This window comes from Gorillibacterium massiliense (assembly GCF_000455485.1).
Classification (GTDB): Bacteria; Bacillota; Bacilli; order Paenibacillales; family NBRC-103111; genus Gorillibacterium; species Gorillibacterium massiliense.
In genome coordinates this window covers 41,558-65,916 of the sequence record NZ_CBQR020000146.1, presented here as the reverse complement: position 1 = coordinate 65,916, position 24,359 = coordinate 41,558, and the positions used below count along the sequence as shown (strand labels likewise).

General features: G+C 48.5%; 28 protein-coding genes. 6 read left to right on the top strand and 22 right to left on the bottom strand.

The window, feature by feature from the left end; all coding sequences use genetic code 11:
* Nucleotides 1-79: 79 nt before the first annotated feature.
* Genes TJ79_RS26185 through TJ79_RS19815 form a run of 3 tightly spaced genes read right to left on the bottom strand, consistent with a single transcriptional unit; the run spans nt 80 to nt 3,306 of the window.
* Entirely contained in the window at nt 80-1,234 is a 1,155-nt protein-coding gene (locus tag TJ79_RS26185) for an ABC transporter permease (protein WP_052339781.1), read from the bottom strand.
* Nucleotides 1,227-2,357 carry an ABC transporter permease gene (locus TJ79_RS19820; RefSeq protein ID WP_040952079.1) on the bottom strand — a complete coding sequence of 377 codons (1,131 nt, stop codon included), beginning with the start codon at nt 2,355-2,357 and terminating at the stop codon, nt 1,227-1,229. The genes TJ79_RS26185 and TJ79_RS19820 overlap by 8 nt, the downstream gene beginning before the upstream one ends.
* 13 nt (nt 2,358-2,370) lie before the next feature.
* Entirely contained in the window at nt 2,371-3,306 is a 936-nt protein-coding gene (locus tag TJ79_RS19815) for an ABC transporter ATP-binding protein (RefSeq protein ID WP_040952078.1), read from the bottom strand.
* A gap of 233 nt (nt 3,307-3,539) precedes the next feature.
* Between TJ79_RS19815 and TJ79_RS19810 the strand changes: the two genes are divergently transcribed.
* Nucleotides 3,540-4,685, top strand: a complete 1,146-nt coding sequence (locus TJ79_RS19810; protein ID WP_040952077.1) for a sensor histidine kinase — start codon at nt 3,540-3,542, stop codon at nt 4,683-4,685.
* A gap of 18 nt (nt 4,686-4,703) precedes the next feature.
* Complete coding sequence (locus TJ79_RS19805; RefSeq protein WP_040952076.1) at nt 4,704-5,405, top strand: response regulator transcription factor; 702 nt, start codon at nt 4,704-4,706, stop codon at nt 5,403-5,405.
* Nucleotides 5,406-5,498: 93 nt separating this feature from the next.
* Here TJ79_RS19805 and TJ79_RS19800 read toward each other — a convergent pair whose 3' ends face one another.
* Nucleotides 5,499-6,200: a DUF554 domain-containing protein gene (locus tag TJ79_RS19800; RefSeq protein ID WP_040952075.1), complete on the bottom strand. Its 702-nt coding sequence runs from the start codon at nt 6,198-6,200 to the stop codon at nt 5,499-5,501.
* Nucleotides 6,201-6,204: 4 nt separating this feature from the next.
* Entirely contained in the window at nt 6,205-6,942 is a 738-nt protein-coding gene (locus TJ79_RS26180; protein ID WP_162162977.1) for an HNH endonuclease, read from the bottom strand.
* A gap of 406 nt (nt 6,943-7,348) precedes the next feature.
* On the opposite strand from TJ79_RS26180, the gene TJ79_RS19790 reads away from it, so the two are divergent.
* A complete protein-coding gene (locus TJ79_RS19790; protein WP_040952074.1) occupies nt 7,349-8,215 on the top strand; it encodes an aldose epimerase family protein in 867 nt (288 codons plus the stop codon).
* A 78-nt stretch (nt 8,216-8,293) separates the two neighbouring features.
* On the opposite strand, the gene TJ79_RS28240 is transcribed toward TJ79_RS19790, so the two are convergent.
* Nucleotides 8,294-8,452, bottom strand: a complete 159-nt coding sequence (locus TJ79_RS28240) for a hypothetical protein (RefSeq protein ID WP_337588959.1) — start codon at nt 8,450-8,452, stop codon at nt 8,294-8,296.
* A gap of 142 nt (nt 8,453-8,594) precedes the next feature.
* Here TJ79_RS28240 and TJ79_RS19785 point away from each other — a divergent pair, with 142 nt between their 5' ends.
* Nucleotides 8,595-9,026 carry a DUF4395 domain-containing protein gene (locus TJ79_RS19785; protein WP_040952073.1) on the top strand — a complete coding sequence of 144 codons (432 nt, stop codon included), beginning with the start codon at nt 8,595-8,597 and terminating at the stop codon, nt 9,024-9,026.
* Between the two features lie 66 nt (nt 9,027-9,092).
* Here TJ79_RS19785 and TJ79_RS19780 read toward each other — a convergent pair whose 3' ends face one another.
* The 5 genes from TJ79_RS19780 to TJ79_RS28235 all read right to left on the bottom strand — a co-directional run bounded on the left by TJ79_RS19780 (nt 9,093) and on the right by TJ79_RS28235 (nt 12,059).
* Nucleotides 9,093-9,521, bottom strand: a complete 429-nt coding sequence (locus tag TJ79_RS19780; RefSeq protein ID WP_040952072.1) for a GNAT family N-acetyltransferase — start codon at nt 9,519-9,521, stop codon at nt 9,093-9,095.
* 172 nt (nt 9,522-9,693) lie between these two features.
* Nucleotides 9,694-10,440, bottom strand: coding sequence for a 4-hydroxy-tetrahydrodipicolinate reductase (gene dapB / locus TJ79_RS19775; RefSeq protein WP_040952071.1), 747 nt, complete (start codon nt 10,438-10,440; stop codon nt 9,694-9,696).
* A 47-nt stretch (nt 10,441-10,487) separates the two neighbouring features.
* Entirely contained in the window at nt 10,488-11,081 is a 594-nt protein-coding gene (locus tag TJ79_RS19770; protein ID WP_052339779.1) for a GNAT family N-acetyltransferase, read from the bottom strand.
* A gap of 150 nt (nt 11,082-11,231) precedes the next feature.
* Nucleotides 11,232-11,870, bottom strand: coding sequence for a histidine phosphatase family protein (locus TJ79_RS19765; RefSeq protein ID WP_040952070.1), 639 nt, complete (start codon nt 11,868-11,870; stop codon nt 11,232-11,234).
* Nucleotides 11,871-11,891: 21 nt separating this feature from the next.
* Nucleotides 11,892-12,059 (bottom strand): VOC family protein, encoded by a 168-nt coding sequence (locus TJ79_RS28235; protein ID WP_238323081.1) that lies wholly within the window; start codon nt 12,057-12,059, stop codon nt 11,892-11,894.
* 171 nt (nt 12,060-12,230) lie between these two features.
* On the opposite strand from TJ79_RS28235, the gene TJ79_RS19760 reads away from it, so the two are divergent.
* A complete protein-coding gene (locus tag TJ79_RS19760; protein WP_040952069.1) occupies nt 12,231-12,578 on the top strand; it encodes a hypothetical protein in 348 nt (115 codons plus the stop codon).
* A gap of 68 nt (nt 12,579-12,646) precedes the next feature.
* On the opposite strand, the gene TJ79_RS19755 is transcribed toward TJ79_RS19760, so the two are convergent.
* The 11 genes from TJ79_RS19755 to TJ79_RS19705 form a co-directional block, all read right to left on the bottom strand.
* The gene (locus TJ79_RS19755; protein ID WP_040952068.1) at nt 12,647-13,147 is read right to left on the bottom strand and encodes a hypothetical protein; all 501 of its coding nucleotides are present in this window, start codon (nt 13,145-13,147) and stop codon (nt 12,647-12,649) included.
* A gap of 28 nt (nt 13,148-13,175) precedes the next feature.
* Nucleotides 13,176-13,736 (bottom strand): class I SAM-dependent methyltransferase, encoded by a 561-nt coding sequence (locus TJ79_RS19750; RefSeq protein WP_420319400.1) that lies wholly within the window; start codon nt 13,734-13,736, stop codon nt 13,176-13,178.
* Nucleotides 13,737-13,784: 48 nt separating this feature from the next.
* Complete coding sequence (locus tag TJ79_RS19745) at nt 13,785-14,216, bottom strand: VOC family protein (protein WP_040952066.1); 432 nt, start codon at nt 14,214-14,216, stop codon at nt 13,785-13,787.
* Nucleotides 14,217-14,256: 40 nt separating this feature from the next.
* Complete coding sequence (locus TJ79_RS19740) at nt 14,257-14,721, bottom strand: GNAT family N-acetyltransferase (RefSeq protein ID WP_040952065.1); 465 nt, start codon at nt 14,719-14,721, stop codon at nt 14,257-14,259.
* 100 nt (nt 14,722-14,821) lie between these two features.
* The gene (locus tag TJ79_RS19735) at nt 14,822-15,457 is read right to left on the bottom strand and encodes an MSMEG_1061 family FMN-dependent PPOX-type flavoprotein (protein WP_040952064.1); all 636 of its coding nucleotides are present in this window, start codon (nt 15,455-15,457) and stop codon (nt 14,822-14,824) included.
* Nucleotides 15,458-15,595: 138 nt separating this feature from the next.
* Complete coding sequence (locus TJ79_RS26175; RefSeq protein ID WP_052339778.1) at nt 15,596-17,980, bottom strand: transglutaminase domain-containing protein; 2,385 nt, start codon at nt 17,978-17,980, stop codon at nt 15,596-15,598.
* A gap of 157 nt (nt 17,981-18,137) precedes the next feature.
* The gene (locus TJ79_RS19725; protein ID WP_040952063.1) at nt 18,138-18,350 is read right to left on the bottom strand and encodes a hypothetical protein; all 213 of its coding nucleotides are present in this window, start codon (nt 18,348-18,350) and stop codon (nt 18,138-18,140) included.
* A gap of 74 nt (nt 18,351-18,424) precedes the next feature.
* A complete protein-coding gene (locus TJ79_RS19720) occupies nt 18,425-19,033 on the bottom strand; it encodes a hypothetical protein (protein ID WP_040952062.1) in 609 nt (202 codons plus the stop codon).
* A gap of 126 nt (nt 19,034-19,159) precedes the next feature.
* Nucleotides 19,160-19,615, bottom strand: a complete 456-nt coding sequence (locus tag TJ79_RS19715; protein WP_040952061.1) for a hypothetical protein — start codon at nt 19,613-19,615, stop codon at nt 19,160-19,162.
* A 101-nt stretch (nt 19,616-19,716) separates the two neighbouring features.
* Entirely contained in the window at nt 19,717-21,462 is a 1,746-nt protein-coding gene (locus TJ79_RS19710) for an ABC transporter ATP-binding protein (RefSeq protein ID WP_040952060.1), read from the bottom strand.
* Complete coding sequence (locus tag TJ79_RS19705; protein ID WP_202903347.1) at nt 21,459-23,225, bottom strand: ABC transporter ATP-binding protein; 1,767 nt, start codon at nt 23,223-23,225, stop codon at nt 21,459-21,461. Before TJ79_RS19705 ends, TJ79_RS19710 begins: the two co-directional genes overlap by 4 nt.
* Nucleotides 23,226-23,375: 150 nt before the next feature.
* On the opposite strand from TJ79_RS19705, the gene TJ79_RS19700 reads away from it, so the two are divergent.
* Complete coding sequence (locus TJ79_RS19700) at nt 23,376-24,278, top strand: LysR family transcriptional regulator (RefSeq protein ID WP_040952058.1); 903 nt, start codon at nt 23,376-23,378, stop codon at nt 24,276-24,278.
* Nucleotides 24,279-24,359: the final 81 nt, after the last annotated feature.

Sequence of the window (24,359 nt, the reverse complement as noted above, 5' to 3'; positions counted from 1 at the left end):
GTCCGGATAACTTTAAACGTTAACAGCAAACAACCCGACTTCTAAGAAGCCGGGTTGTTTGTTTATCGCTAATCAGCCTTTAATTCTCAACCGTATCGGCAGGCCGCAAGGATGCCGCGCCGAAAGCTAACAGTACAAGAGCAAACAGGGCAAGGATGGCCAGATTCAAGCCGATATCCGAAAGATGGCTGCCGTTGGACAAATCGACGATCGCCTCGATCGCCCATTTATGCGGGACAAAATTGGCCAGCTTCTGCATCGCGTTCGGCATCATACTGACCGGCCAGAAGCAGCCACCGATCATACAGGAGGGCGTAATGACCAGATTGTTGAGAATACCCACCATATTTTGGCTTCTCGCCATATTAGCGATCATCGTGGCAATCCCCATCGCCGCCAGCATGAAAAAGGACAGGATGACAAACAAGGAACCGAAATCCGTACCGTAGTTGAATCCGACGACATAGATCGTGAAAAGGAGCAAGAAGAGAATCTGCAGCATCCCGACAAGCAGGCTGCCAAGGAAATTGCCGAAGGTAATTTGTAGCTTGGTGACTGGAGCCGCGTATATTCGGGACATCGTTTGCTGGCTGCGGTCCTCTAAAATAAAACCGACTGTTCGGGAAACGGAAAGCATCATGAAGAACATCAGAAAGCCGATGACCATCTGCAGGGAGGGATCGCCGTGGGAGCCTGCTGTGGTTACCGCAACCACCGACGTTCCCTGGTTCTTCGCCGCGATCATGGCATCCACCTGCTTACGCAATTCCTCTCCGGTATGTCCGGCGGCACGGGCAGCATCCGCAAATCCAGCAAATGAGCCCGTCAATTGCTTCAGCATGACCTCGATCCCAGCCGTAGCTTCACTTTGCGTCAGATACTGCAACCGGATTTGTTCCCCTTTTCCCTGCAGCAGCGAGGCGGAAAAATCCGGAGGGACGACCATCAGCACATCGGCATTGCGGTTAACGACTTCATTTTCCCCTTTATCTTTGGATTCGACCGGCACGAGCTTTACGTTCTCCCCATTGCCCAGAGCGGATATGACCTCAGCACCGAGCGTGCCTTGATCTTGATTCCAATACACGATTTTGCCCTGATAGGTACCCTGACCGCCCGCGATGCCGATGATCATAGAAACGACGGCAACCGGCAACAGAATCGTGAAGAATAAACCCCTCTTGGTCCCCATCACCCGCTTTATCATATTGAGGGCTATCGTCAGGCTATTCATTGTATCCCACCTTTCGGTATACGATTAGAGCGGCAAGCAGTAAACCCAACGACAACCCCGCCAGCGTTCCGATTCCGGGCAGGAAGGCTGAGGGATCAAAACCCGACATCATCCGGTTGAAGCTATTCGCCGCCCAATAGCTGATCGTCCCCTTCGCAATCTTCCCAATAATTCCACCAATCCCTGGCCACATCCCTCCGCTGATAAAGGTCATCAAAAAGATGATCAACGAATAGATGTTATCCACGCTGGATCCGGATTTAACCAACAGTGCCAGAAGCAGCGCGATGCTAAGGGAGGCAATAATGACAAGCAGGCAAACGAGAGCGACATATCCGAGATTATGGCCCCAATCTACGCCATACACGAACTTAGTGAAGACGATGATCAGTAACGCTTGCACCGCTGAAACGGCGCCGCGCCCCAGCATCTTGCCGTACAGGACCCAGGTGCCCCGAATGGGAGCGGCAAATTTGCGCTCCAGCGTGCGGTTCTCCCGATCCCATGCGAGCCCGCCTCCTGCAGATGCGCCGGCGAATAGCAGGAACATGACCAATTGGGCTGACGAATAATACTGCATAGCCGTAGGCTCTTTGTCATCCGCGTTAAGCCGCTCCGCTGTAACCAGTTCGGCTGTTCCTTGTGGCAGGCCGGCGTTCACTGCTCCGCCCATAACGGTGGCAGTAGCTATTTTACTGTCCACTTCATCGATGATCGTGCGGAGAACCGATTCCGCTATCATGTTTTTCGTATCCGACTTGCCGGAAATCAATTCATAGTTTGTTTGCGCCGCTTGAGGTCCGATGTGGATTCCAAAATCGGTCTTCCCTTTTTTCACGGTATCGAGTAGCTCTTTAGCTGAAGAAACATTCTCAGACTGGACGTATTTTTGTGCCTCTTCGCTGCCGAATGCTGCAGCAAAAGCCGCCGACAGGTCCGGAGATTCGGAAAAGACAGCAATCCCCACCGGTTTGGCGATTCGGTCTTCAGGCTTGAACTCGTTGCCTAGCGCCGAACCCAGGATGAGAATGAGCAAAAGCGGCAAGATCAACAACACAATAAATGTATTGCGGGAACGAACCATCTGCAAAATTTCGTAACGTGCGATCGTCAATATGGCCATTCGCGTCCCCTCCTTAATCCCTTAATTTTCTGCCGGTCAAGGACAGGAACAGTGTTTCCAGATCAGGCTCAATCCGCTGGAGGGATTGAATGTTCACGCTGTGCTTGGAGAGGATGAACAGAATATCCTGCAAAATCGTTTGCGAATCGGATACGTACAATTCGAGGGTTTGTTCTTCTGCAATTACATGTGAAATCCGCGGATGCTGCTGTAGTTCAGCGAGAGCGGCCGGATTTTGCGCCGTTACCTGGATAAGCAGCCGTTCTTCTTCCGCCACCGTCTTCATCAGCTCGTTTTTCGTGCCCAGCGCCTTCAATTGCCCTTGATCGAGAATGCCTACTCGGGTGCAGATGGCTTCGACTTCCTCCATATAATGGCTGGTATAAATGATCGTGGAACCCGTCGTATTCAGCTTCTTGACGCTTTCCAATATATGATTGCGGGACTGCGGATCAATGCCCACTGTCGGTTCATCCATGATGATCAGTTGAGGACGATGAGCGATAGCGCAAGCGATATTCAATCTTCTTTTCATCCCGCCGGAAAATTCCTTTGGTTTATCCTGCTGCCGCTCGGTGAGGCCGACAAACTCCAACGCCTCATCGGCTCTAGCATTCAGTTCCTTGCCGCTCAACCCGTATAGCTTTGCGAAAAAAAGGATGTTCTCCCGCGCCGTCAAATTCGGATAGATCGCCAAGTCTTGAGGAACGAAGCCGATCCGCTTCTTGGTTTCCAAAGGATGCTTGTTAACGTCGATTCCATCGATCTTGATAGTGCCTTGGGAAGGCTTAAGCAAGCCGACGATCATTTTAATCGAGGTGCTTTTACCTGCGCCGTTCGGTCCAAGAAAACCAAAGATCTCTCCTCGCTCGATGGCAAGGTCCAGATGATCCACAGGCACAGAGGTTCCGTAGCGTTTTGTAACCCGGTCCAGCTCAACAATATTCATGTGATAGCTCCTCTCGTCTTATATGCCGCATCCGTAGTGCCCGGCTAAGTCGCGTTACCTTGATCCGGCGCCACGGCTCTCTTTCTATTGCCATCCTACCGAATTTTGGAACGGCCGGCAGGTACCAAAGGTCATTTCTACGCATCCGCAAGTCCGTTCGCAAAATGACGAAAGTCATGAGATCGGTAAAGCGCCCCCATGATATAATCGGTTTATTAAAGGATGTGTTGCCCTTGAACGGAATCGTTGCGCTTTTGCGCTATTCCCTCCTCTTCCTGCCTGGAGTCGCTAATCTTTACCTTACCGATTACGAATCATATCAGATGTTCACGTTCGCCCTTCTCGTGTTAATCCTCATCGCCAGAATTCGCGAGCGATGGATACCGCCTCGCCTTGCCATAGCAATCGCCGTCGTAGAAGCGGCATTCGCCGGGTATCTTTTTCATACCTATGGGGGCTGTCTGTACTTTCTGCTGCTGTCGACCTTGCTGTCCTTCTCGGGATCGATCCGGAAGCCTTCGGAGCTGTGGCTGCCCGGTCTTGCCCTGCTCGCCCTACTCAATGCCATGATCACCCCGGCGGGGGAGGTCGCCAGCTATTTCATTCCCAATCTGAGCTTCCTTGCTGGATTCGGCATGCTCTATTTTGCAGAAACCATGGCCGACCAATTTACGGAAATGAACGAGTTGATCTCGGCATTGAGCGATAAGCATTATGAGCTGGGAGAAGCGCGGAAGCAGCTTGTGGAATACGCCCGCAAGGTAGAAAATTACGCGCAAACCGAAGAACGCAACCGCATCTCTCAAGAGCTTCACGATAATCTGGGCCACAAGCTGATCCGGCTCAAAATCATGATGGATGCTGCCGTGGAATTGAGCGGAAAGTCCGACAGCCGGTCGGATGAAATCGTGCGTCAGGTGCGGGGACAGTTGACGGAGGCGATGGAAACGATGCGGACTACCGTGCGCAAGCTGAAACCGGAGGCTTCCGCCGTCAGGCAGTATTCCTTGGAAAAGCTGATCGAGGATTTCGGCAATTCGTACGGGGTCACGATCCATTACGAGGTGAGCGGCCTTTTTTATGAGCTGTATCCGAGCGTTGAGGTCCTGCTTTACCGCAACGCCCAGGAAGCGATGACCAACGCCATCCGTCATGGCGAGGCAAGCGAAATTTCGGTGCAGCTGCGCATGGAACCCGGCCAGGTCGTTTTTCGTGTGGAGAACAATGGAATTGTTCCGGAGAAAATCGGGCCGAAGGGCCTCGGCATAAGCGGCATGGAGGAACGGGCGGCGCTTTTGGGCGGAAAAGTTACCGTGGAATGCAACGGCCGGTTTGCTGTTACTACTACCTTGCCAAGACGTGAAGACCAACTTGCCTGAAACGGGGGACTAATCGAGATGATTCGCATTTTGGTCGTGGATGACGATCCTTTTATCCGAGAAAGTTTACGGATCGTTCTGGATATCAACGAGGAGATTAAGGTTGCCGGCGTTAGCGCCAATGGCCAAGAGGCCGTGGAATTCATCGAAACGAACGGGCCAGTGGATCTCGTTTTGATGGATATCCGCATGCCGGTTTGCGACGGTGTGGAGGGGACGAAACGGATCAAGGCACGAAGCCCGGAAACGGCAGTGCTGATTTTGACCACCTTCGAAGACGATGCGTTTATTCTCGAAGCGCTGCGCAACGGAGCAGGCGGCTATATGCTAAAAAACGTTCCGCCGGACCAGATTATCGCGGGAATCAAAACCGTTCATCAAGGGAACATGCTTATCCATCCCAATATCGCCCGGAAAATGGCGGGTTTGCTATCCGCCGTCCCGGCCCAAGGCGGCGCTGTCAAAGCTGTGGAGAAACGGGATGCCACCACTTCGGAAGATACTGCCGATCCGCTGGACGGCTTGGGTTTGACTCCGGCTGAACAGGCGGTGGTTATCGAAATCGCCGGCGGGCTATCCAACAAAGAAATCGCCCAAAAGCTGTTTCTAAGCGAAGGTACCGTGAAAAACAACGTGACAGAAATTCTCGGCAAACTCTCCTTACGGGACCGGACGCAAATCGCCATCTTTTATTGGAAGAAAGCCCGGGACCGCGGGTAGTGAACGACGAAAAAGCCTGAATCATCCGAACGGGTTCGGATTGATCCAGGCTTTTATCTTTTTGAGACAATCTAACTAGCGCCTCGCGCCGCTTTAGCTTATCGCAATGGAAGTCAGCACAGCCATTATGAGGACTGCCGGCAGCATGTTCGCCACTTTCACCTTCATGAAGCCCAGCAGGTTAATGCCGACGCCGATAATCAGCACACCGCCGATGGCCGCCATCTCGCCGGATACGATATCGACGGCGCTTGCCGTGAAAAGTGATGTGATTCCACCGGCAGCAAGTCCGATCATTCCTTGGTAAAGTAAAACGGCGATGGCCGAAAAGATGACACCGATCCCTAGCGTCGAGGTAAGGATGATCGCTAAAAATCCGTCCATCAGCGATTTCGTATACAGCAGATCGTAATTGTGCCGAACCGCTCCGTCTATAGGACCCAGTATCGCCATCGCCCCTATGCAAAAAATAAGCGATGCGGTGACGAAAGCTTTTCCCACTTCGCCCCGTCCGTCTTTCCCCACTCTGCGTTCTAGTCTCCGGCCCACAGCCTCCAGACGGTCTTCCAGTCGCAGCGCTTCACCCAAAACCGCTCCAAGCACAAGGCTGATTGCCATAAATAGGATGCGGTCTGATTTGATCGCCATAGATACGCCTAAAACGCTTGTGAAAATGCCCAGCCCCTGCACCACTGTACGGTGCATGCTCTCTTGCATTTTAGGTACCACAAGCCCCAACAGACTTGCCACCACAATCGCAATGGTATTGACAATGGTCCCCCACAAAGCCGACATCTCACTATTTCCTTCCTCTCGAACGCTTCCGCCTTCTTCTTTTTCCCTTGGGGATGCCGCTGATTTCACCTGTGACCCCTAAGCGTTCGTTCCCCGACCGCCCCATCGTCCCCGGCGTACTCGCCCCACGTTTCCATTCCCGATAATCCTCCGCGTCATGGCTCGCCTTCTCTTGATTGCAGGTATAACAAGCGCAGACGCAGTTCACGGGCGTGGTGTGACCGCCCTTGGACTTCGGGACGATATGATCGAGGGTATCGCCGTGATTTCCGCAATACTGGCAAATTCCGTGATCCCGCCGCATGATGTAATCCTTAAAGGACTTGTTTGTATACAATCTCCGGATCGTGGACGCATTGACGATGACCGCAGCCCGCTGTTCTACCAACAAAATCGCCGTCTCCAAATCCACCGGCGACTTCCAGCGTACGCCTTTGTCGCTTTTTCCTTTTAAAGAGATAAAGCCGTCCCGCGGCCGAAGTTTTTTCTCCAATGCTCCGGGCGGATAGCCTACAGGAGCCTCCGGGAAGGGGAAGCTTGTCATTTGATTAACTGCAGCAGCGGCTGGTTCGGTTGCGGCCACTGTCGGAATCTCTGCCTCCAGACGGCTCTTGACGGATTCCGTCCGCCTTTTTGCCGCCTTCCGCTTGCGCCGCCTTTTTGCCGATCTGGACAAGCCAGACACCGCGGGAGCCGGCTCCGCTATATCAATAGCCCGCCCTAAAGAAGCGGTCTCTGCCAACGGACTCATCCCGCTCTTTTCAACAGGTTCCACAATCTCTTGTAATGCTGCAGCCTCGCGTTTCCTGTTCCGGATCAAGCGGCTCTGACAGCTCCGGCAGCTGCTTTTTCGGGCATTCGGCCCTTGCTTGCCTCCCCCGCGAGCGGGAAACTTACGGTAATGCAATGTCAAGCCACAGTGGCTGCACTCTTTATATAAGTGGCAGCTGGCGCCAATTTCCATATTCCCACCAACCTTGTCTAAACCCATACTGCCTATCCTGAAATAACCTTCTCTTGCTCACAAGGTTAGGTTCAAGTGGCCTTGCCGACAATTCAAACGTTCGCTGGTCCCTCGCAGCAGCATGTGTGTCTATGATATCATATTCTCATGAATTCACGTTGACGAAAAAAAAGGAGACACGAAGATGAACCGGTATCAGGTTAGTTTACATACGGACAAATATGCGATTGTCGAATTGGCGGATACGGAAACGAACTCCATCGTCCGCATATGCCCCGAGCGGGGAGGCATTGCCATCAACTGCACGCTCCATGGAAAAGAACTTTTCTATTTGGATAAAGATACCTTCTACGATCCGGAGGCAAATATCCGCGGTGGCAATCCCGTGCTGTTCCCCATCAGCGGGCAGCTGCAGGGTGGGCAATATGAGTGGGAAGGCGTTACGTACACGATGAAAAATCACGGAGTCGCCCGTACCAACCCATGGAAGGTCGTTTCCACGAAAGAAGACGGAGAGGCCTCCGTTACGCTTATTCTGCAAAGCAGCGAGGAAACCTTAAAGGCGTACCCCTTTGCCTTTGAACTGCTGTTTACCTACCGGCTGCAGGACGGCACTCTCCATATCGGACAAGAGTATCGCAATGGCTCGGATCAAAAAATGCCCATGTATCCGGGCTTTCACCCCTATTTTGCCGCCGACCAGAAAAGCATCGACTACGAGACCGACGCCACCCGCTACCTGGATCTGAACGACAACCAGGAGAAACCGATCGAGGGGCCAATCAGCCTGGAAAACAAAGTGGAGTCCTTCGTCCTCTTGGGCGCAGTGAAGCCATCTATCACCTTTGAGCCGGTAGAAGGAACCCGGGTGCGGTTGGATTACAGTAAGGCGTTCAAATACGTAGTGCTGTGGTCCGTGGAGGGGAACCCCTTCGTCTGCGTCGAGCCTTGGATGGCGCAAACCGGTGAGTTGAACCGCAAGAACGAACTCGTCTTCGTTCCGCCCGGCGAAACACTGGAAGCGGATCTCACTATTTCGCTGGTAGTATAACTGCTTTCATATTAAAAAAGCTGCTTCCGACCGATCTGTCCCTTGGGACGTTCCGGCGGAGCAGCTTTTTCATTTCGGTCACATCCCCTTCGCATACAGCCCATTTTTCATCGACTGATCGGAACGGGAATGCTGCACCAGGCCAACGAGCCGATACAGCGATTGCTGCTGAAGTTGGCGGATATCGTTGCCGTCGATTTCTACGATGCCCTCCGTAACATCATTAAGACGGGTCAATAGGCTGATCAAGGAGCTTTTTCCCGCGTCGAAACCTACTACCAGACATTATTTAGAAATTATCGCCAAAATACCATTTACGGATGCCACCATTTCGAGTAAAATATAACTATTCCAATCGGAATTAAAGGAGGAATCATTCATGCCCGCAAAAGAAATTCCGGTTCCATACGTCAAGGCCAACCAGACCGGCATTGTTTTGACGGTGGCAGCCGCCTTCCTTTTTCAAGAACCCTGGGCTATCGCCGCTTTATGGGCCATCCAAGTCATCGGCTTGCTGACTCATGGGAAAGGCAACCTATTCGTGCTGATCGGCAAAAGTTTTCTGCAAACCACATCATCCCGCACGGAAGCTTATGAGCTGCAGCGCTTCAATAACACGCTGGCCGTGCTGTTCCTGACTTTGTCCTTGCTAAGTTTCGGACTTGGCTGGACCGTCGCCGGTTACGTCTTCGCCGTCATGCTGTTCGCCGCCGCCGGCGCCGCCCTGGCCGGATATTGCATCGGCTGCACCGTCTACTTCCAATACAAGCAGTGGAAAGCCAGAAGAAGGCTGAGAAGCTCGGCATCATAAACCAAACGAACAACCCCCGCTGCCCAAGGGATCGAACCCAAGGGAACGGGGGTTTTCTTTTATATCTCAAACTGCGCCAACGGACAAGCTTACCCTTCTCATGATATTCGTCGTTTCATTTACCCGCGCAAACTCCCATTTTCGATAAAAATCAATCCGGTCATCGACACAGTACAATTCGATTCGCTCGATATCTTTTAACCGGGGATGGCTGACGATATTACCCAGAAGCTTCCTTCCTAACCCTTTGCCTTGATAATCGGCGTGTACGATCACATCATAAATCGTCGCCCTATACACAAAATCTGTCACGACTCTCGAAAAACCGATCAATTTATCTCGATCCTCATCAATCAAGCCAATGTTAAAACTGTGGGTCAGCATAATCTCTATATCATTCTGTTTACGCCCACGTGTCCACTGCTCTTGTTGAAACAGCTCCTGCAAGTCGTAAACATGAGACTCCTTCAACTGCTCCACTACCGAAATATTCATAATACCAACAGCCCCTCATAGACCTATCTTCTTAGTGAACCGAAAACCCAGATACGTATACGTTATACTAACCTGATTCAATTCTTCGCCGGTAGTTCGCTGTATTCGGATTCCATAAGAAATCGGCTTACCGGAGTTTGTTGCCAACGCAAGACTGCGAAGGCGTGGTACCCTACCTAAAAATATCCCCAATCCCGTACAACCCTGCTTCTTCTTTTTGCATAATCCAATGGATGGTCTCCAGCACACCTTTGGAGAAACCTTCACGGGAATAGGCCTTATGCGATATCTCGATTCTTTCATTATCGTCTGTCGTAAGCTGGACATGATGCTCTCCAATGATGTTTCCTGCCCGCACGCTGTGCATCGTGATGTCCCGCTCGAAACCGGAATCTCTTAATGCATCGGCAATTGCTAAAGCCGTACCGCTCGGTTTATCTTTCTTGAATTTATGGTGATACTCGATGATATCGATATCTGCACTCACGCCGAACTCAACTGCCGCCAACTTAATAAGTTTGAGGAATTTATATACCCCGATGCTAAAATTCGGACACACCACAACGGGGACCCTTTCAGCCAACTGTTGAATTTTATCCATGTGGACAGGCTCAAACCCTGTAGTCGCAAAAATAACGGGCCTTTTGTTCTCGACATACGCATCATAATTATCGAGAAAAGAATCGGCGCTGGTGCAATCCATATACAGATCGCATTTATCTCCCGTCCCCAAAAGCTCATCCTCGATCACTACCCCTGCGATGCCATTGTCCGTTAACGTGCTCAGATCTTTCCCCACAAAAGAACTTCCTTTACGGGTTACAACGGCGCCAATGGAAATTTCCTTATGATCAATGAGCATCTTAACGATATCCCTGCCCAGCTTTCCCGTTCCTCCAACAATACCAACTCTCGTCATCTGATACCCCTCGCGTTAAGATTAGTTAATCGGCAACTCATGAATCATCACATCACGACCTCGTCCATTTCATGAACGTTTTTTCCTTCATACCATTCTTCTCGCAAAATCCCCATTCGAATCGAATCATAATAAATCCCCTTATATAATCTGCATTTTCTTAATTGCCCTTCCAAATGCATTCCGAGCTTTTCCGCAACTCTCATCATTCTTTTATTTCCGGACCAAGTAGCTAGCCCTATTCGAACTAATGGCAGCTCGTTCAATAAATAATCGATCCATAATCGCAGGGCTTCCGTGCCATACCCCCCATTCCAATAGCTGGGGTTATAAATGGAAATTCCAACTTCAAGCCAATTAGATTCTTTATGTACCCAGTAGTAGCTTACAGTGCCGATGATTTCGTTGTTAGCCTGAATGATGACTCTTGAGTTGGGTTGTATATTTCCGATCCGATATAGGGCCGCTTTTTGAAACTCATCGAATGGTATAAATTCCAACGGCTCATAGGGAGCATCCAACTTTGTCCACTCCGCATCCGCATCGCCATATATTTGTTTATATAATTCCTGAAGGTCATCTTCACGAATACTTCTTAAGAGAACATGATCACCCTTTATAAGAATTGGATCAAACCCCATACTTCTCCCACCCGCCTATTTGATTGGAAGCCGTTCATGCCCATAAACAAAAAAACACAACTCAGGTAAGCCATTTTTCCGCCTAATTCCTGATGTGTGTTTTTTGATCTATTTTATTGAACAAGCTGCGTAAAATCACCTTGAATCCTTTCACCACTTAACGCCAATATCCTGCTTATAATGCGTAATATCTCCGTGCAGAAGAATAGTCGGCTCATCGTTATCTATCTCGATTTTGCACAAGCACGCGGGATGAATGAATGGCGGATTCCACACATCTTTCATTAACCGGTTCTCAAAATGCGCCATGATCAGCTTAACTACGACCGTATGAGAAACAATCAAAATCGCTTTGCCCTCATTCTCCCGGACGATTTGATTCAATAGAGTAATCGCACGCTTGGAAACATCAAAAAAAGTTTCGGCGCCCTCCAATTGAAACCTCTCCGGATCATTCCAGAAAGCATGATACTCCTGAGAATACTGCTCTTTGGCTACATCCTGAAGCTGTCCTTCCCATATGCCCAGGTTGATTTCTTTTAGTTCGTCTTTTTTATTGATCGGAAGAGTTCGGCTCCCGTTGATCAATTCCGCCGTCTTCACCGCTCTGTTGCTAGAACTGGAGTAAATCACATCGATGTCTTCATTATGTAGAGATTCCCCTAACCACATCGCTTGTTGGACTCCCAATTCCGTCAAAGGAGAATCTTGATGACCCTGAAAGCGGTGCTCTATGTTCCACTCTGTTTGACCGTGTCTTACGAGATAGATAGTCGTCTTTTTGTTCATGGGTTACCTACCTTCACTAGATTAAAAATTATCTTTTATCTCATCCTTTGAATCCCACATTGACCATGCGGCTTCCAAAAGATTACCCTGGTTATCTTTAAAATAAAAATACTTAGCTTCTCCTACCCCAAGCGTGTGCAAATCATCAACCTCAACACCATTTGCGCGTATACCATTCGATCGATTCATCGATGTTTGAAGTCGGTACATAAACATAGCCTATGCGTGTGAACATGAATGATTTGCTCATCAACCAACACTCCTTCGGACATTTGAATGGAATGGCGATTTGCTTCCAGTAGATTTTAGTAATCATAACCGTTATAAATTGTATCGTCCAGAGAAAGAAGGCGCATCTCTATGCATAAACCCATCAAAAACTTTCTTCTTCCTTTTCTTGTTTTGTGCTTACTTTTTGCTGCTTCTTTTCTATACCTTCATAATTCAAAAAGCAGTGAAGCAATCAATCCTCAAATAACCCCGTCCCAGATTGCTCAAACGTGGAGAAAAGATCTTATATTAACTTATAACGGCCATCATTATGATGTCACCAACAAAAGAACTAAAAAAGTAGATAAAAAAGTTGGAGGTATCGCGTATCATGGGTTTGGATTAATGTTCGATCTATATTCGATTAAAGGCAAAGATGACAGTAAAATCGCAGTGGAAACGAAGGAAGGCTTTCTTATAGCCAACCGGCAAGATTAGCCCCTGACAAATCTAGGTAAAAATAGAGAACCGCTCATTCATGAGCGGTTCGAATCATAAAAACTACTTTATTCATCAACTTCAATGAAATCTTCTTTATGGGCTCTAATCCAGTTGTTCATTCTGCTAATAATAATTTCAGAGTGTTGAATATAGTTGTCGTATCGCTTTTTCACATCAGCAAACAGCTCATTATCGCATTCTAAATCAGATGGACTAATCGGTTTGCTCATTCTGCTGTTTCGATTTACTATAAGCATTTCTATATCATCAAATAATTCAGCCATACTACTGTCTTCCTGAAAAAATAACACTCCATTTTTGATTCCCTTCCAAGATTGAAGTTCATTTATATTGTAAGCGGAGAACCAATAAAACTCGGCCATTGTCTTAGTGTGATTATGGAATGAATAATACAAATATAGCCCCTTCTGGCCCTCGTTTAACTGATTATACATTTCCAATTTTGCTTGGAGATCTTTCCCCCGGACAGCTAAAAGCATTGGCTGAACACATAACCAACTTAAATTACTGCTAGTTAAATCATCTGGCTTGAGCTTTACCCTCATTGATTTCTCCTTCCGTTCATACGGTGCCTTACTTCTTTACTGCATCTACAATTAGAGACACAAACCCCAATACCCCATCCTGATTTCGGTGGTCGTATCGATAGGATCTATAAATAAAGCCGTCATGAGGATCCCATTCGTTAAAATGAAATTGTCCTTCCTCATCGCAGTATTCAAGTAATTGAATTTCAAAACCTGCTTCTTCAAAAACCCTGGTTAAGGTTTTATAGGTATGTACAATCTTATGACTTGCTGCCGGATGATCTTTAGGACCCGGCCCGCCTACTTGCACCACATTTTGATACCATTCATTCTTAAAATAACCATCTGGCACGGCACATCTTATATATCCATTTGGTTTCAAAAAGTCATAGCAAATCCTTGCAGCCTGAATTCCTTCCTCAAAGGATAAGTGTTCCCATACATGCTCCGATAAAATGACATCCATTTTACGGTTTCCAAAATTCTTTTCCCAATCCGACCGCTTAAGTAAGTTTAACTCCTCTTCTTGAGTTTGAATCCATCCCGGGTAGGATTGCGAAGAGGCCCCGACAATTATTTTGATTGGATCTGACGGGCTAGCATCCAGAAATTCTATCATATATAGGTTCCTTTCTTATTCACTCTCATCATAGCCCTAAAAAGAAACCATTGCCCCGTATTCATTAAAAATGGAAGTAGGATTCCAAGCGACTTCCCACAAATTATTTTCCGGGTCCATAAAATGACCATTTCTTCCTCCCCAAGATGCATCGCTTGGCTCCTTAATGATTTTTCCTCCCCTATCTTTTACTTGATTTATAATAAGATCTACCTCTGCGATTTCATCTACATTAATTGAGAAAGTTACACCTTTATATGGAACCGAAATCTCTGAAACTTCCAGCCCCGCATCTTTCAGTAAATCATCCATTGGGAAGATAGAGAGTAAGACGCCTGAAGTTTTAAAAACAGCATAATAATCTGAGCTTATTTCCGTTTCCGTCCACCCCAAATCTTGATAGAACTTTCTGAGTTGTGGCACATTCTTTGCTCCGATAGTAACTAAGCTGATTCTAGCCGGTATCATCGTCAAATCCCTCTTTCTTTAGTTTTGTCATTTATGTAGCTTAATCCTTCGCACTCAAAAAATAATGATAAAACTCTTGGTCTTTCGCATAGCCATTCCGTTCATACAAACGTTGAGCCTGTACGTTATTAATTCCGGTCGACAGTTCTATCCCTTTTGCTTTTATAAGATTAGCGTATTTCCTTGCTTCATCCAGCAATAATTGCCCCAAACCTTGCTTCCTGTAATCTTCGAGTACATATAAATCGTTTAATAGCAGTGATCTTTTCAAAGATATCGAAGAAAAAACGGGATACAATTGGGCAAATCCGCAGATCATGTTCTTTTCCGTATCCCTTATTGCAAAAATAATAGATTCTTGGTGTTCGAAACGTTCAAATAAGAAGTCATAAGCTCCTTCTACATTAGACTGCTGCCCGTAAAATATACGATACTCATTAAAAATAGGTGATAATTCATCCAAATCAGCGATTGTTGATTGATAGGCAACATACTTAGCACTCATTGTTCCTCCGACCCCATTTCAAAAGGTGCAGTCTTTTATTCGTTATCATGGCGGTTCACCGCTTTCTGCCTACGAGAAAACTCAGAGTCAATTGAGTCCTTCAATATAATCGTTTTTCGTAGCTTTCTTTCATTGAACTGGCTACTTCAGCTTCGGATAATTTTAATTTTTTCGTATGTTCGGCTATGATTGCAGATGGTTTCGGTAAGTCGTCCTTGTCGGGCCAAGAGCGATAATCCCAAAGATTGGAACGCTTAAAGGCTTTCGCACATTGGATAAACCCTTCCTCCACCTCAACACCAATTCCTATCATTGGTACTTTTCCATATGCCTCTAGGCGCTGCAGAATCTTTTTATCCTTAATTACTCTAGCTTTTCCGTTTAGTCTCAACGTTTCCTCAAGCCCAGGAATAATAAAAATCAATCCGATCTTTGGGTTCTGAATAATGTTGCCCAATGAATCAAATCTTCGGTTGCCTGGGCGTTCAGGAACGACGAGATGGTTTTCATCCAGCACAAGCACAAACCCCGGCGCATCCCCTCTAGGAGAAACATCGCAATTGCCCGACGAATCACTGGTTGCGATAAAAACGATCGGTGATTTTGCTATAAATTCACGACAGTGGTTATCCATACATGAAATAACCTTATTCTCTACTAATGGGCTGGGATCGTTAAACATTGACCGAAGCTCCTCTGGTGAATCAATGATATCTTTAAAAAATTCCGGTTCCATGTTTCACAACCTCTTATGTAGATTTTTATGATTCATTACCATGATTATACAGCCAACGGGTATCCACGACAAAACGCCCCAGCCATCGCATTAATCGCAGGCTAGGGCGTTTATTGGTTATAAAACAATCGTTTATTCCTATTTATCTTTTGCTATGACGGTATACAGGTTGTTTTTCGCATCATACTTCAGACTGACCGTTACATAATAATCGTGCATATATCCGATGACCGGCTTTATATTTTTATCAGCCATGCGGAAGGTCAGTTGATAGCCATCCGTCCAAATGAAGTTTTGCAGCAAGTAGCCGCGCAGCTCATCCTGCGATTTGATGTTCATCGGATCAATATCCACAAATACATCTTTATCCGGAGAACCCATTAACGGGGTATGATCCCTCATGAAGGTAAAGCGGTCTTTCAGGAAGTAGGTGTATTTGATTTTTCCGCTGTCATCGTCATCCCAGGTCGTGTCCACGAACAGCCATTGATTATTGACATAAACGGAATTCCAAGCGTGAGGTATATCCAAATAACCGGCTTCATAAATACAAGGAATGCCTGCTCTTCGGCACAAATGCATAAACAGCAGCGAGTAGTCTCCGCAGACGCCTCTTCCTTTGTCAATGGTTACAAAAACACTTTCAAGGGATTGCTCATCTAGGTATTTGATGTCGTACGTTACATGCAGAACCACATAGTCATGGATCGCTTTCACTTTTTGTTCCTGAGTCATATTCGGCTTGATGATCTTCGCCAAAATGGCGTCCAGCTTGGCATTCAGCTTTTTGAACGTAGAATCGATCTGCATGTTCATATCCACTTTATCCGTGCTTTTCACGACTTTCGGTTCAATCTTGTAGGGTACTCCCGGCCCGTAGACGCCTTCTTCGAGATCAAAATTCGTCGTTCCGTTTTTAACGGTAAATTTAATGCCATTTTGCGGGGTGAAGAATTCAATCAGCGCACCGCCTGTATCGATTTTTGTATAGTTGCCCGTCGGTTTGATGTTGCCTATAACCGTATCTCCATAATTATCTTCAATAAATGTTTTCATGTCGCTGGTGCTATCAAAAAGCAGTTGGAGCGTGTTTTTTCCAACGATGACTTTAGAAGCGTCGGTAATCCTAGAGGAGAATTTATACCCTCTGATAAAGAACACATCAAGCGAGTTATGATCAAGGATCGCTTCTTCTCTCGTATAGCTGCTCTGCGGTTCGAACTTATCGATTCTGGTTTTCATTCCGTGCTTAATGCAAGTGGCTACCGAAACTTGATCAGCGATGGGGATTTTCGCAGCATCCGTAACTTGTAGATCATCCCAATAATCATCATAAATAATGCCTTTCGCAAACTTTCTTGCTGCCTCCACCCGAGTCATCGGTTTGTCCAAATTCGTCGTGTCGTCGATCATCCCAAAGATATAAGCCAATTTAATGTAGTCCGGGCTGTCGGCATCGAATGCAGGATCGTCAATGACGGTCTTTTCCAGCACCTCTTTGTCGTTATCATTATCCCCTGATCCAAAATATAGCTTGGCCAATTCACCCAGCGTGATCGGCTTATTAAATCCATATGCAAAGGATTCCGGTAAACTTCCATCTATGATGTCTTCCGTTATTTTCTGTTTGGCACGAGGGGAGGGCTCATCTGCAGGGAAAACATAATACTCCAGTTGTTTTTCTTTTTCACGGTCTTCTTGAATTCCTTCGATCTGATAGTCGTAATCGTCGATAAATTCAGCAAGGGATTTCGATCCGTCATACTTATCGTATTGATAGCTTTGGCCTTCCGGAGGATAGATTTCCTTGTGGATAAGCGCGAGAGCGCGTGCTGCTTCTATCTTGGATAGTTGATGCTCTACGAACAAATTTTCAACGGCCGTAGGCAAGTTTTCAAGGATTTCCGGACTTATGGTATTCCCTCTTTGAATCGATTGATTCAAATACCGGATAATATTATCTTTGACTTGCAGATCGGCCTGATTCACTTCGTCTTTTGCTTTGCCCATTGTCGCGAATTTGCCAACCAGATCTTTGAAATCGCACATGTCCTCATCGTCAAAGCTATTAATATCCAAATACAAATGGACTTCTTTTCCTTCCGTATCCCAGCCGAAATTACTGTATTTCGCCGCAATCATAAGCTCTTTGTTAAAATGGTCGGATATCGTTTTGTAATCCTGTTGAGTGAGGCCGCCCAGTTCCTCTTCCTTGATCTCAACGGCAACTTTGATATCGTTAAGCTTCTTCTGGGCTGCCGCTTTCATTTGCTGAGCTGAAATCGGCTTTTTCGTTCTCGGTATCATATCCTTCTTGTCTTCTTCCGACCCGATGATGATGCCATAATCTTTTAAGGGCACAAGCTCATCTTTTTTGTATTGAAGAAACACCTTCTCCAATTGTTGAAACATGCTGTTCAGCGCCGAGTTGTTCGAAAAGTAAGAAGCAGCTAAAGATATCGGAGAACTAACCAACGTTGTTAGCATCACAAAAACAATAAGCAAAGCCGACAATTTCTTCATAGCCTAATCCCCTCTGGACCGTGTTTTTCCAGCCATATTCTTCTATAATATTACAAAACTTTTCAGCATTCTACATGCTAATTAATAGACAGCAAAAAGATGACCTGCTAATACAAAGGCCATCTTCGGGTTTAAGCTGGATATAACGCTGCTGCAACTACATATCGTCAATATTAAAGTCTCTTATTTTACTAATTTCCTTATCCCCCTGAGTTGAGGTTAAGTCAGTCGCCGATACTGCTGTGGTGGTTCCATCATTTGTTGGATTAGCGGCATTGTTTGCGATCTCATGATTGGAGGCTCCCTTGCATCCTGAAATAGCTGCGATTATCAACATGATACTCATTAAGTTCGATATGTTCCGTTTCACAAAGTCGCCCCCAAATTGCCCTATATAACCTTTCCCGAGTTATGGAAGCCCTCATCATTTCGCCAATGCAGATTCTACTTAAAATCAATTTGTTTATTTAGAATTACTTCTTTAATTTTTCTTTCAGCAAATAAAGCAGTCGGAACTAATGAGAATTCGAGATTCTCCAAATTTTCCGGAAGCGGTGGAATAACCATAAATTGCATTTCCGTTTGCGCTCCTCCTCCACGACTTCCGTGTCTTCGAACCGAGTACTGTTGATTATTGATAATATGTAGGAAGAGATTTGGTTTAAGATGAACCTCACCTTGGCTATTATCCAGAAGCTTAATTTCTACAAACACAATACTCGCTTTCTCATATTGCATGGCATGGGTAAGTGTATACTCACAGGATTCTGCAACTGATTTTTTCATAATAGATAATACGTTATTAAGTTCGCCAAGCTCATCTGGAAAATCAAGTCTAATTTGGTCTTGCAAACTCTGCATAATATAATGGATTTGTGATTCATCCAGTTCAAATCTTGTTGACCATTCGGCTATTTGTTCAATTGATGGATAATACCTTCTTCCTTCTACTTTCGTGCGCCTTAGGGAAATCAACTCAATAATTCTTTCGTCGATTTCCTTTATGGTTTGATTATATTCATTTGGAATTCCTCTCAGTTCGCTCCACCCCAACCGTCTCACTCCTTTGGAATTCAATAGGTTGCCAATCTCACAAAATAAAAAACGCATGAAGATCACTCGTTCTGACTGATCTTAATGCGTTATTGGTCCCAAAGAAATTCGATAGTGATTCTTCTACTAACCCTCTATTCCGTCAGGACCGTCCACAACGTCGATGACACCTACAGCCAAAGCGCCGATGGCGGCGGCTTTGACGAGATTTTTGGCCGCGCTTTTTACCTGCTTAGAGTCATTTTCTCGCAAGCCATCCACCGCATCTTTACCGTTCCGGTAGACGTATTCCGCTCCCTGCACCGTTCCCCGCGCCACACTCCGGGCAGCTCCTCCGAGATCGGCGAGCCCGCTGTCTCGCTGAACCGGATCGGCAGTGATCAGACCTGCACCCGTGTCCCATAACCCGCTGGCTGCCGTTCCAAGCGTATCCCCCGTCTTGACGGTCACCTTTTCCACGCTGTCTCCGATCTCCTTGATGAATGGGCTGCCCGCCAATTCACCAACCACCCGAACGCTGCCGCCGATCACGAGACCTGTCATCTTGCCAGTGAAATGGCCGGCTTTTTTCAGAAAATCCATGCTGTTCCCTCCTACACACACCGTAATACGGTCATCTTAGGTTTCTATCTTCTTCATATTACGCCGTGCCCGACGCATCGGTTTCAGAGGGATGAGCTGCTTCACACAGCGGCGAACTGGCTGTTATAGAGTGCCGCATAACCGCCATTCAACTCAAGCAGTTGCTCGTGCGTTCCTTTTTCTTCAATATTTCCGTTCCGCATAAAAAGGATCAGATCGGCCTCGCGAATCGTCGATAACCGATGGGCGATGATGAAGCTGGTCCGCCCCTCCATTAACCGGAGGAAGGCTTTTTGAATGCGCAGCTCGGTGCGTGTGTCGATGCTGCTGGTCGCTTCGTCCAGGATGAGCATCGGAGGATCGGCTAGCATGACGCGGGCGATGGTTAGGAGCTGTTTTTGCCCTTGCGAGAGATTATCCCCGGAAGCCGACAGGAGCGTATCGTAACCTTCGGGAAGCCGCATGATGAATCCATGGGCATGCGAGGCCTTGGCCGCCGCCATGATCTCCTCCTCTGTAGCTTCCGGCTTGCCATAGGCGATGTTGTCGCGGATGCTGCCACCAAACAGCCAGGTATCCTGCAGCACCATGCCGAAGCTTTTTCTCAGGCTATCCCGCGTTAAGCTGCGGATATCCGTTCCATCCACACGGATGCTGCCGCCATCCACATCATAAAAACGCATGAGCAGGTTGACGAGCGTCGTTTTCCCCGCACCGGTTTGCCCTACGATGGCTACTCGTGTTCCCGGTGGAACCTCCAGACTGAAATCGGCAATCAGCGGCCGGTCTGGGGTATAACGGAAGCTCACATGATCGAAAACGATGGTGCTTTGCACAGCCGGCAGTTCGCGTGCGGACGATGTGTCCGGAATTTCCGGTTCGTGATCCAATATGGCAAAAATCCGCTGCAAAGACGCAGTCGCCGCCTGGATCTGTGCCAGCACGCCGGTCACTTCGTTGAAGGGCTTGGCGAACAGATTGGAATAGATCAAGAAACTGGAGAGATCCCCGACTGTAATCCCGCCGTAGATAATATCCAGGCTGCCGATGACGGCGACGATGGAAAAAGTAATGTTATTGACAATGCGGGTGGTCGGGTTGGCCAGTGACCCGTAAAACTGCGATTTGACCCCAACCTTGTACAACTCCTCGTTGCGTTCTTGGAACTCCCGGTTAATGTGCTCCTCGTAGTGAAAAGCTTGCACGATCCGCTGTCCACCAATGATCTCCTCTGCGTACCCGTTCAGGCTGCCGAGAAATTTTGCCTGCTCGCGGAACAATTTTTGGGAACTCTTGGTGATATAGCGAGCGACAAAATAGGAGACAGGCGCCGAAAGAAGCACGACGAGGGTCATCAGCGGGCTGATGTAAAGCATGAAGCCAATCGCTCCGATAATGGTGAAGATCCCCGTGAGAAAAGTGGACATCCCCTGCAGGATTCCGTCAGAGACAGCGTCCATATCGTTGACGAAGCGGCTGATCGTATCGCCGCGGGGCGTGTTGTCATGGAACTTTAGCGGCAGCCGATTCAACTGATCAAACAAGTCGGCGCGCATCCGGTTGACCGTTTGGTAGGCGATCTTGTTCGTCCAATAAGTGAGAATCCAGGCAAACAAACTGCCGATCGCATAGATGACTCCGAGCCCCAGGAGAATGCTGCCAATCGCTCGGAAGCCCACCGCGCCAGGCCCGATCATCCGATCAACAGCCCGGCCGATCAGGAGCGGTCCGGCAACGCTAGCAGCGACGCTGACGAGAGCGGCCAGCACGGAGCCGATGGTGAGGCGGCGGTTGTTTTCGGCATAGGCGATAAGCCGTTTCCAGATTTGCCAGGTTGTCGCGTTCATTGTGCCGCCGCCTCCTTCTCGCTAGCTTCCAACTGAGACAGCGCAATCTCGCGGTAAGTCTCACTTGTACGCATCAATTCATCGTGCTTGCCGACTCCGGCTAAACGCCCTTCATCGAACACAAGGATCTTGTCGGCATGTTGGATCGTGCTGACGCGCTGGGACACGAGGAGCACCGTGGCCCCCTCGCTGTTCTCACGAATGGCTCGGCGCAGCGCTGCATCCGTGGCGAAGTCGAGGGCGCTTGACGAATCGTCAAGGATGAGAATCTCCGGCCGGGCAACCACGGCCCGGGCGATAGTGAGGCGCTGCTTCTGACCGCCGGATAAGTTGAGCCCTCCCCGAGTAAGCGGCGTGTCATATCCTTCAGGCAACTGGCGGATAAATTCATCCGCCTGGGCGATGAGGGCGGCGCTGTGCACCTCCTCATCCGATGCGTCCTCCTTGCCCCAGCGAATGTTCTCCGCCACCGTTCCGGTGAAGAGCATCGCCTTCTGTGGAACAAGCCCAATTTTACAGCGCAGCTCGGCCAGCGGGTAATCCCCCACCGGGACGCCATTTACCTTCACTTCGCCTTTCGTCGTGTCGTAAAACCGCGGAATGAGATTGATGAAGGTAGATTTGCCAGAACCGGTACCGCCGATAAGGCCCACTGTCTCGCCACGGCCTATGGCTACTGTGATATCCGCAAGCGCCAGCTCTCCTGTCGTGCTATATCCGAAGGAGACGCTAGAGAATTCGATGGCGCAGTTGGCTGTAGCTGCCGGAGTGGACAAGGATGTGGTTTCCTTGGAAGCTGTAGTAGCCCCATTTGCAACCGACGGCTCAATCGCCAAAATCTCGCTCACCCGCCCAGCGGAGGAAAACGCCTTGGTGAAAATAATCACCAGATTCGACACAACGATGAGTGCCAGCAGTATCTGCGTGACATAATTGATAAAGGCGATGATCTCCCCCTGGGACATGCGGCCGTTGTCAATCCGAATACCGCCTACCCAGAGGATGGCAATGATGCCTGCGTTGACAACCAGTGTGGTGAATGGATTCATTAATGCGGACAACCGACCGACCCGGATGCCAGTGGCTGTCAGGTCGTCGGAGGCGGCCCGGAAGCGGCCTTTCTCCCTCAGCGCTTTTGCGAAAGCACGGATAACCCGGACGCCGGACAAGTTCTCGCTTAACACGACGGCGAGGCCATCCAGTTTTCGTTGGTAGCTGCGGTAGAGTGGCGAGGTACGGCTAATAATCCAGTAAAGCAGCACGGCAAACACCGGAGCAGTCGCCAGCACCACGAGCGAAAGGGGAAAGTCGAGGATCATCGCCATGACGATCGCCCCAATGCAGATAAACGGAGCGCGGATAGCGAGCCGGATCAGCATCGCCACGGCAAGCTGCAGTTGATTGACATCGTTTGTGAGTCGGTTGGTCAAGGTGGAGGTTCCTAAACGATCCAGCTCCGCGTAGGAAAAAGACGAGATGCGGCGAAACAGCGAATTCCGCAGTAATGTGCCAAAACCCTGAGAGGCGCGTGCCGCATAGTATTGGCAGACGAGTGAGCTCAGATATCCACAAACCGTCATCGCCAGCATCACCCCGCCCATGCGCAGAACATAAGAGGAATCATGGCGAGCCACCCCGTTATTAATGATTAAAGCAACAACCGTAGGCAGCAGCAGCTCCAAGATCGCCTCCAGCAGCTTGAAAAACGGACCGATGATGCATTCCTTGCGAAAATTTTTCAAAAACCCCGTTAACTCGCGCAATTCCATTCACACCCTAGCTGTAGAGTTGACGTTTTTCTTCCATCGGTTATGATTATGGCATATTCGCTGGCATATGAAAAATATACGTTTCATATCGTTTCCATACGATTTGCATATGGATAACCGGTGGTATAAAAGGAGCAGCCTCGAATGGATATCCGCCAATTAACCTATTTTCTTGCTATAGCCGAAGAGGGCCAGATCACGGCGGCGGCCAAGCGGCTGCAGATGGCCCAACCGCCGCTTAGCCAGCAGCTGCGCCTGCTGGAGGAGGAGCTCGGCGTAAAGCTGGTGGAAAGAGAGGCGCGAAACGTCCGGCTCACCGGAGCAGGTGAACTGCTCCGTGACCGCGCACAACAAATCATCAGCCTCACCGAATCCGCCATGCGGGAGATCGAGGATTATGCCAAAGGCTTAACGGGAACGCTATCCATCGGCACCGTATCCTCTTCCGGCGCAGCGCTGCTGGAGGAGAAACTGGCCGATTTTCACCGGGCTTATGCCGGCGTCAAATTTGAGCTGCACGAAGGGAACACTTTCGCTGTCCTCGACATGCTGCGTAAAGGAATCGTGGAGGTAGGAATTGTGCGTACGCCCTTTCCCTCCGCTCCCTTTGAGTGCTTGTACATGGAGCCCGAGCCGATGGTTGCCGTCATGACGCCGGAACTCGCTTGGGAGGATGGGACATCTCCGATCCGCATTAACGAGCTTGCCCAGCGGCCGTTGATCCTCTATCGGCGGTTCGAAGCGATGATACGCGAGGCTTGCGGCCTCGTCGGGTTCGAGCCGGAAATTTTCTGCTTGAACGATGACGCCCGCACAACCTTGCATTGGGCCAAAGCCGGCCTCGGCATAGGCCTCGTGCCTGAGTCGGCCTTACGGATCGCCGGCAGTGGCAACCTAATAACCCGTGAAATCGCGAGCGACGTTTTGAAAACGCGCATCGCCGCCATATGGATGAAGGACAAGTACTTGTCCGCTCCCGCCGGCAAGTTTCTCGAATACTTCGGCAAACTTCCGGCAGACAAGCCGGGAACCGGTCAGAATCGCTAATGCGAGCATTCGCGCAATCTTTCGGAAAGATCCTATGAAGAATAATGGTGTTTTCCGTTCTTGGTTCTACTGTGTGAGTAT

What these genes read in the sequence shown, in the direction of transcription:
- TJ79_RS26185 (WP_052339781.1), bottom strand. Translation starts at nt 1,234, where the DNA reads ATGAATAGCCTGACGATAGCCCTCAATATGATAAAGCGGGTGATGGGG.
- TJ79_RS19820 (WP_040952079.1), bottom strand. Translation starts at nt 2,357, where the DNA reads ATGGCCATATTGACGATCGCACGTTACGAAATTTTGCAGATGGTTCGT.
- TJ79_RS19815 (WP_040952078.1), bottom strand. Translation starts at nt 3,306, where the DNA reads ATGAATATTGTTGAGCTGGACCGGGTTACAAAACGCTACGGAACCTCT.
- TJ79_RS19805 (WP_040952076.1), top strand. Translation starts at nt 4,704, where the DNA reads ATGATTCGCATTTTGGTCGTGGATGACGATCCTTTTATCCGAGAAAGT.
- TJ79_RS19800 (WP_040952075.1), bottom strand. Translation starts at nt 6,200, where the DNA reads ATGTCGGCTTTGTGGGGGACCATTGTCAATACCATTGCGATTGTGGTG.
- TJ79_RS19790 (WP_040952074.1), top strand. Translation starts at nt 7,349, where the DNA reads ATGAACCGGTATCAGGTTAGTTTACATACGGACAAATATGCGATTGTC.
- TJ79_RS19785 (WP_040952073.1), top strand. Translation starts at nt 8,595, where the DNA reads ATGCCCGCAAAAGAAATTCCGGTTCCATACGTCAAGGCCAACCAGACC.
- TJ79_RS19780 (WP_040952072.1), bottom strand. Translation starts at nt 9,521, where the DNA reads ATGAATATTTCGGTAGTGGAGCAGTTGAAGGAGTCTCATGTTTACGAC.
- dapB (WP_040952071.1), bottom strand. Translation starts at nt 10,440, where the DNA reads ATGACGAGAGTTGGTATTGTTGGAGGAACGGGAAAGCTGGGCAGGGAT.
- TJ79_RS19770 (WP_052339779.1), bottom strand. Translation starts at nt 11,081, where the DNA reads ATGGGGTTTGATCCAATTCTTATAAAGGGTGATCATGTTCTCTTAAGA.
- TJ79_RS19765 (WP_040952070.1), bottom strand. Translation starts at nt 11,870, where the DNA reads ATGAACAAAAAGACGACTATCTATCTCGTAAGACACGGTCAAACAGAG.
- TJ79_RS28235 (WP_238323081.1), bottom strand. Translation starts at nt 12,059, where the DNA reads ATGAATCGATCGAATGGTATACGCGCAAATGGTGTTGAGGTTGATGAT.
- TJ79_RS19760 (WP_040952069.1), top strand. Translation starts at nt 12,231, where the DNA reads ATGCATAAACCCATCAAAAACTTTCTTCTTCCTTTTCTTGTTTTGTGC.
- TJ79_RS19755 (WP_040952068.1), bottom strand. Translation starts at nt 13,147, where the DNA reads ATGAGGGTAAAGCTCAAGCCAGATGATTTAACTAGCAGTAATTTAAGT.
- TJ79_RS19745 (WP_040952066.1), bottom strand. Translation starts at nt 14,216, where the DNA reads ATGATACCGGCTAGAATCAGCTTAGTTACTATCGGAGCAAAGAATGTG.
- TJ79_RS19740 (WP_040952065.1), bottom strand. Translation starts at nt 14,721, where the DNA reads ATGAGTGCTAAGTATGTTGCCTATCAATCAACAATCGCTGATTTGGAT.
- TJ79_RS19735 (WP_040952064.1), bottom strand. Translation starts at nt 15,457, where the DNA reads ATGGAACCGGAATTTTTTAAAGATATCATTGATTCACCAGAGGAGCTT.
- TJ79_RS26175 (WP_052339778.1), bottom strand. Translation starts at nt 17,980, where the DNA reads ATGAAGAAATTGTCGGCTTTGCTTATTGTTTTTGTGATGCTAACAACG.
- TJ79_RS19715 (WP_040952061.1), bottom strand. Translation starts at nt 19,615, where the DNA reads ATGGATTTTCTGAAAAAAGCCGGCCATTTCACTGGCAAGATGACAGGT.
- TJ79_RS19710 (WP_040952060.1), bottom strand. Translation starts at nt 21,462, where the DNA reads ATGAACGCGACAACCTGGCAAATCTGGAAACGGCTTATCGCCTATGCC.
- TJ79_RS19700 (WP_040952058.1), top strand. Translation starts at nt 23,376, where the DNA reads ATGGATATCCGCCAATTAACCTATTTTCTTGCTATAGCCGAAGAGGGC.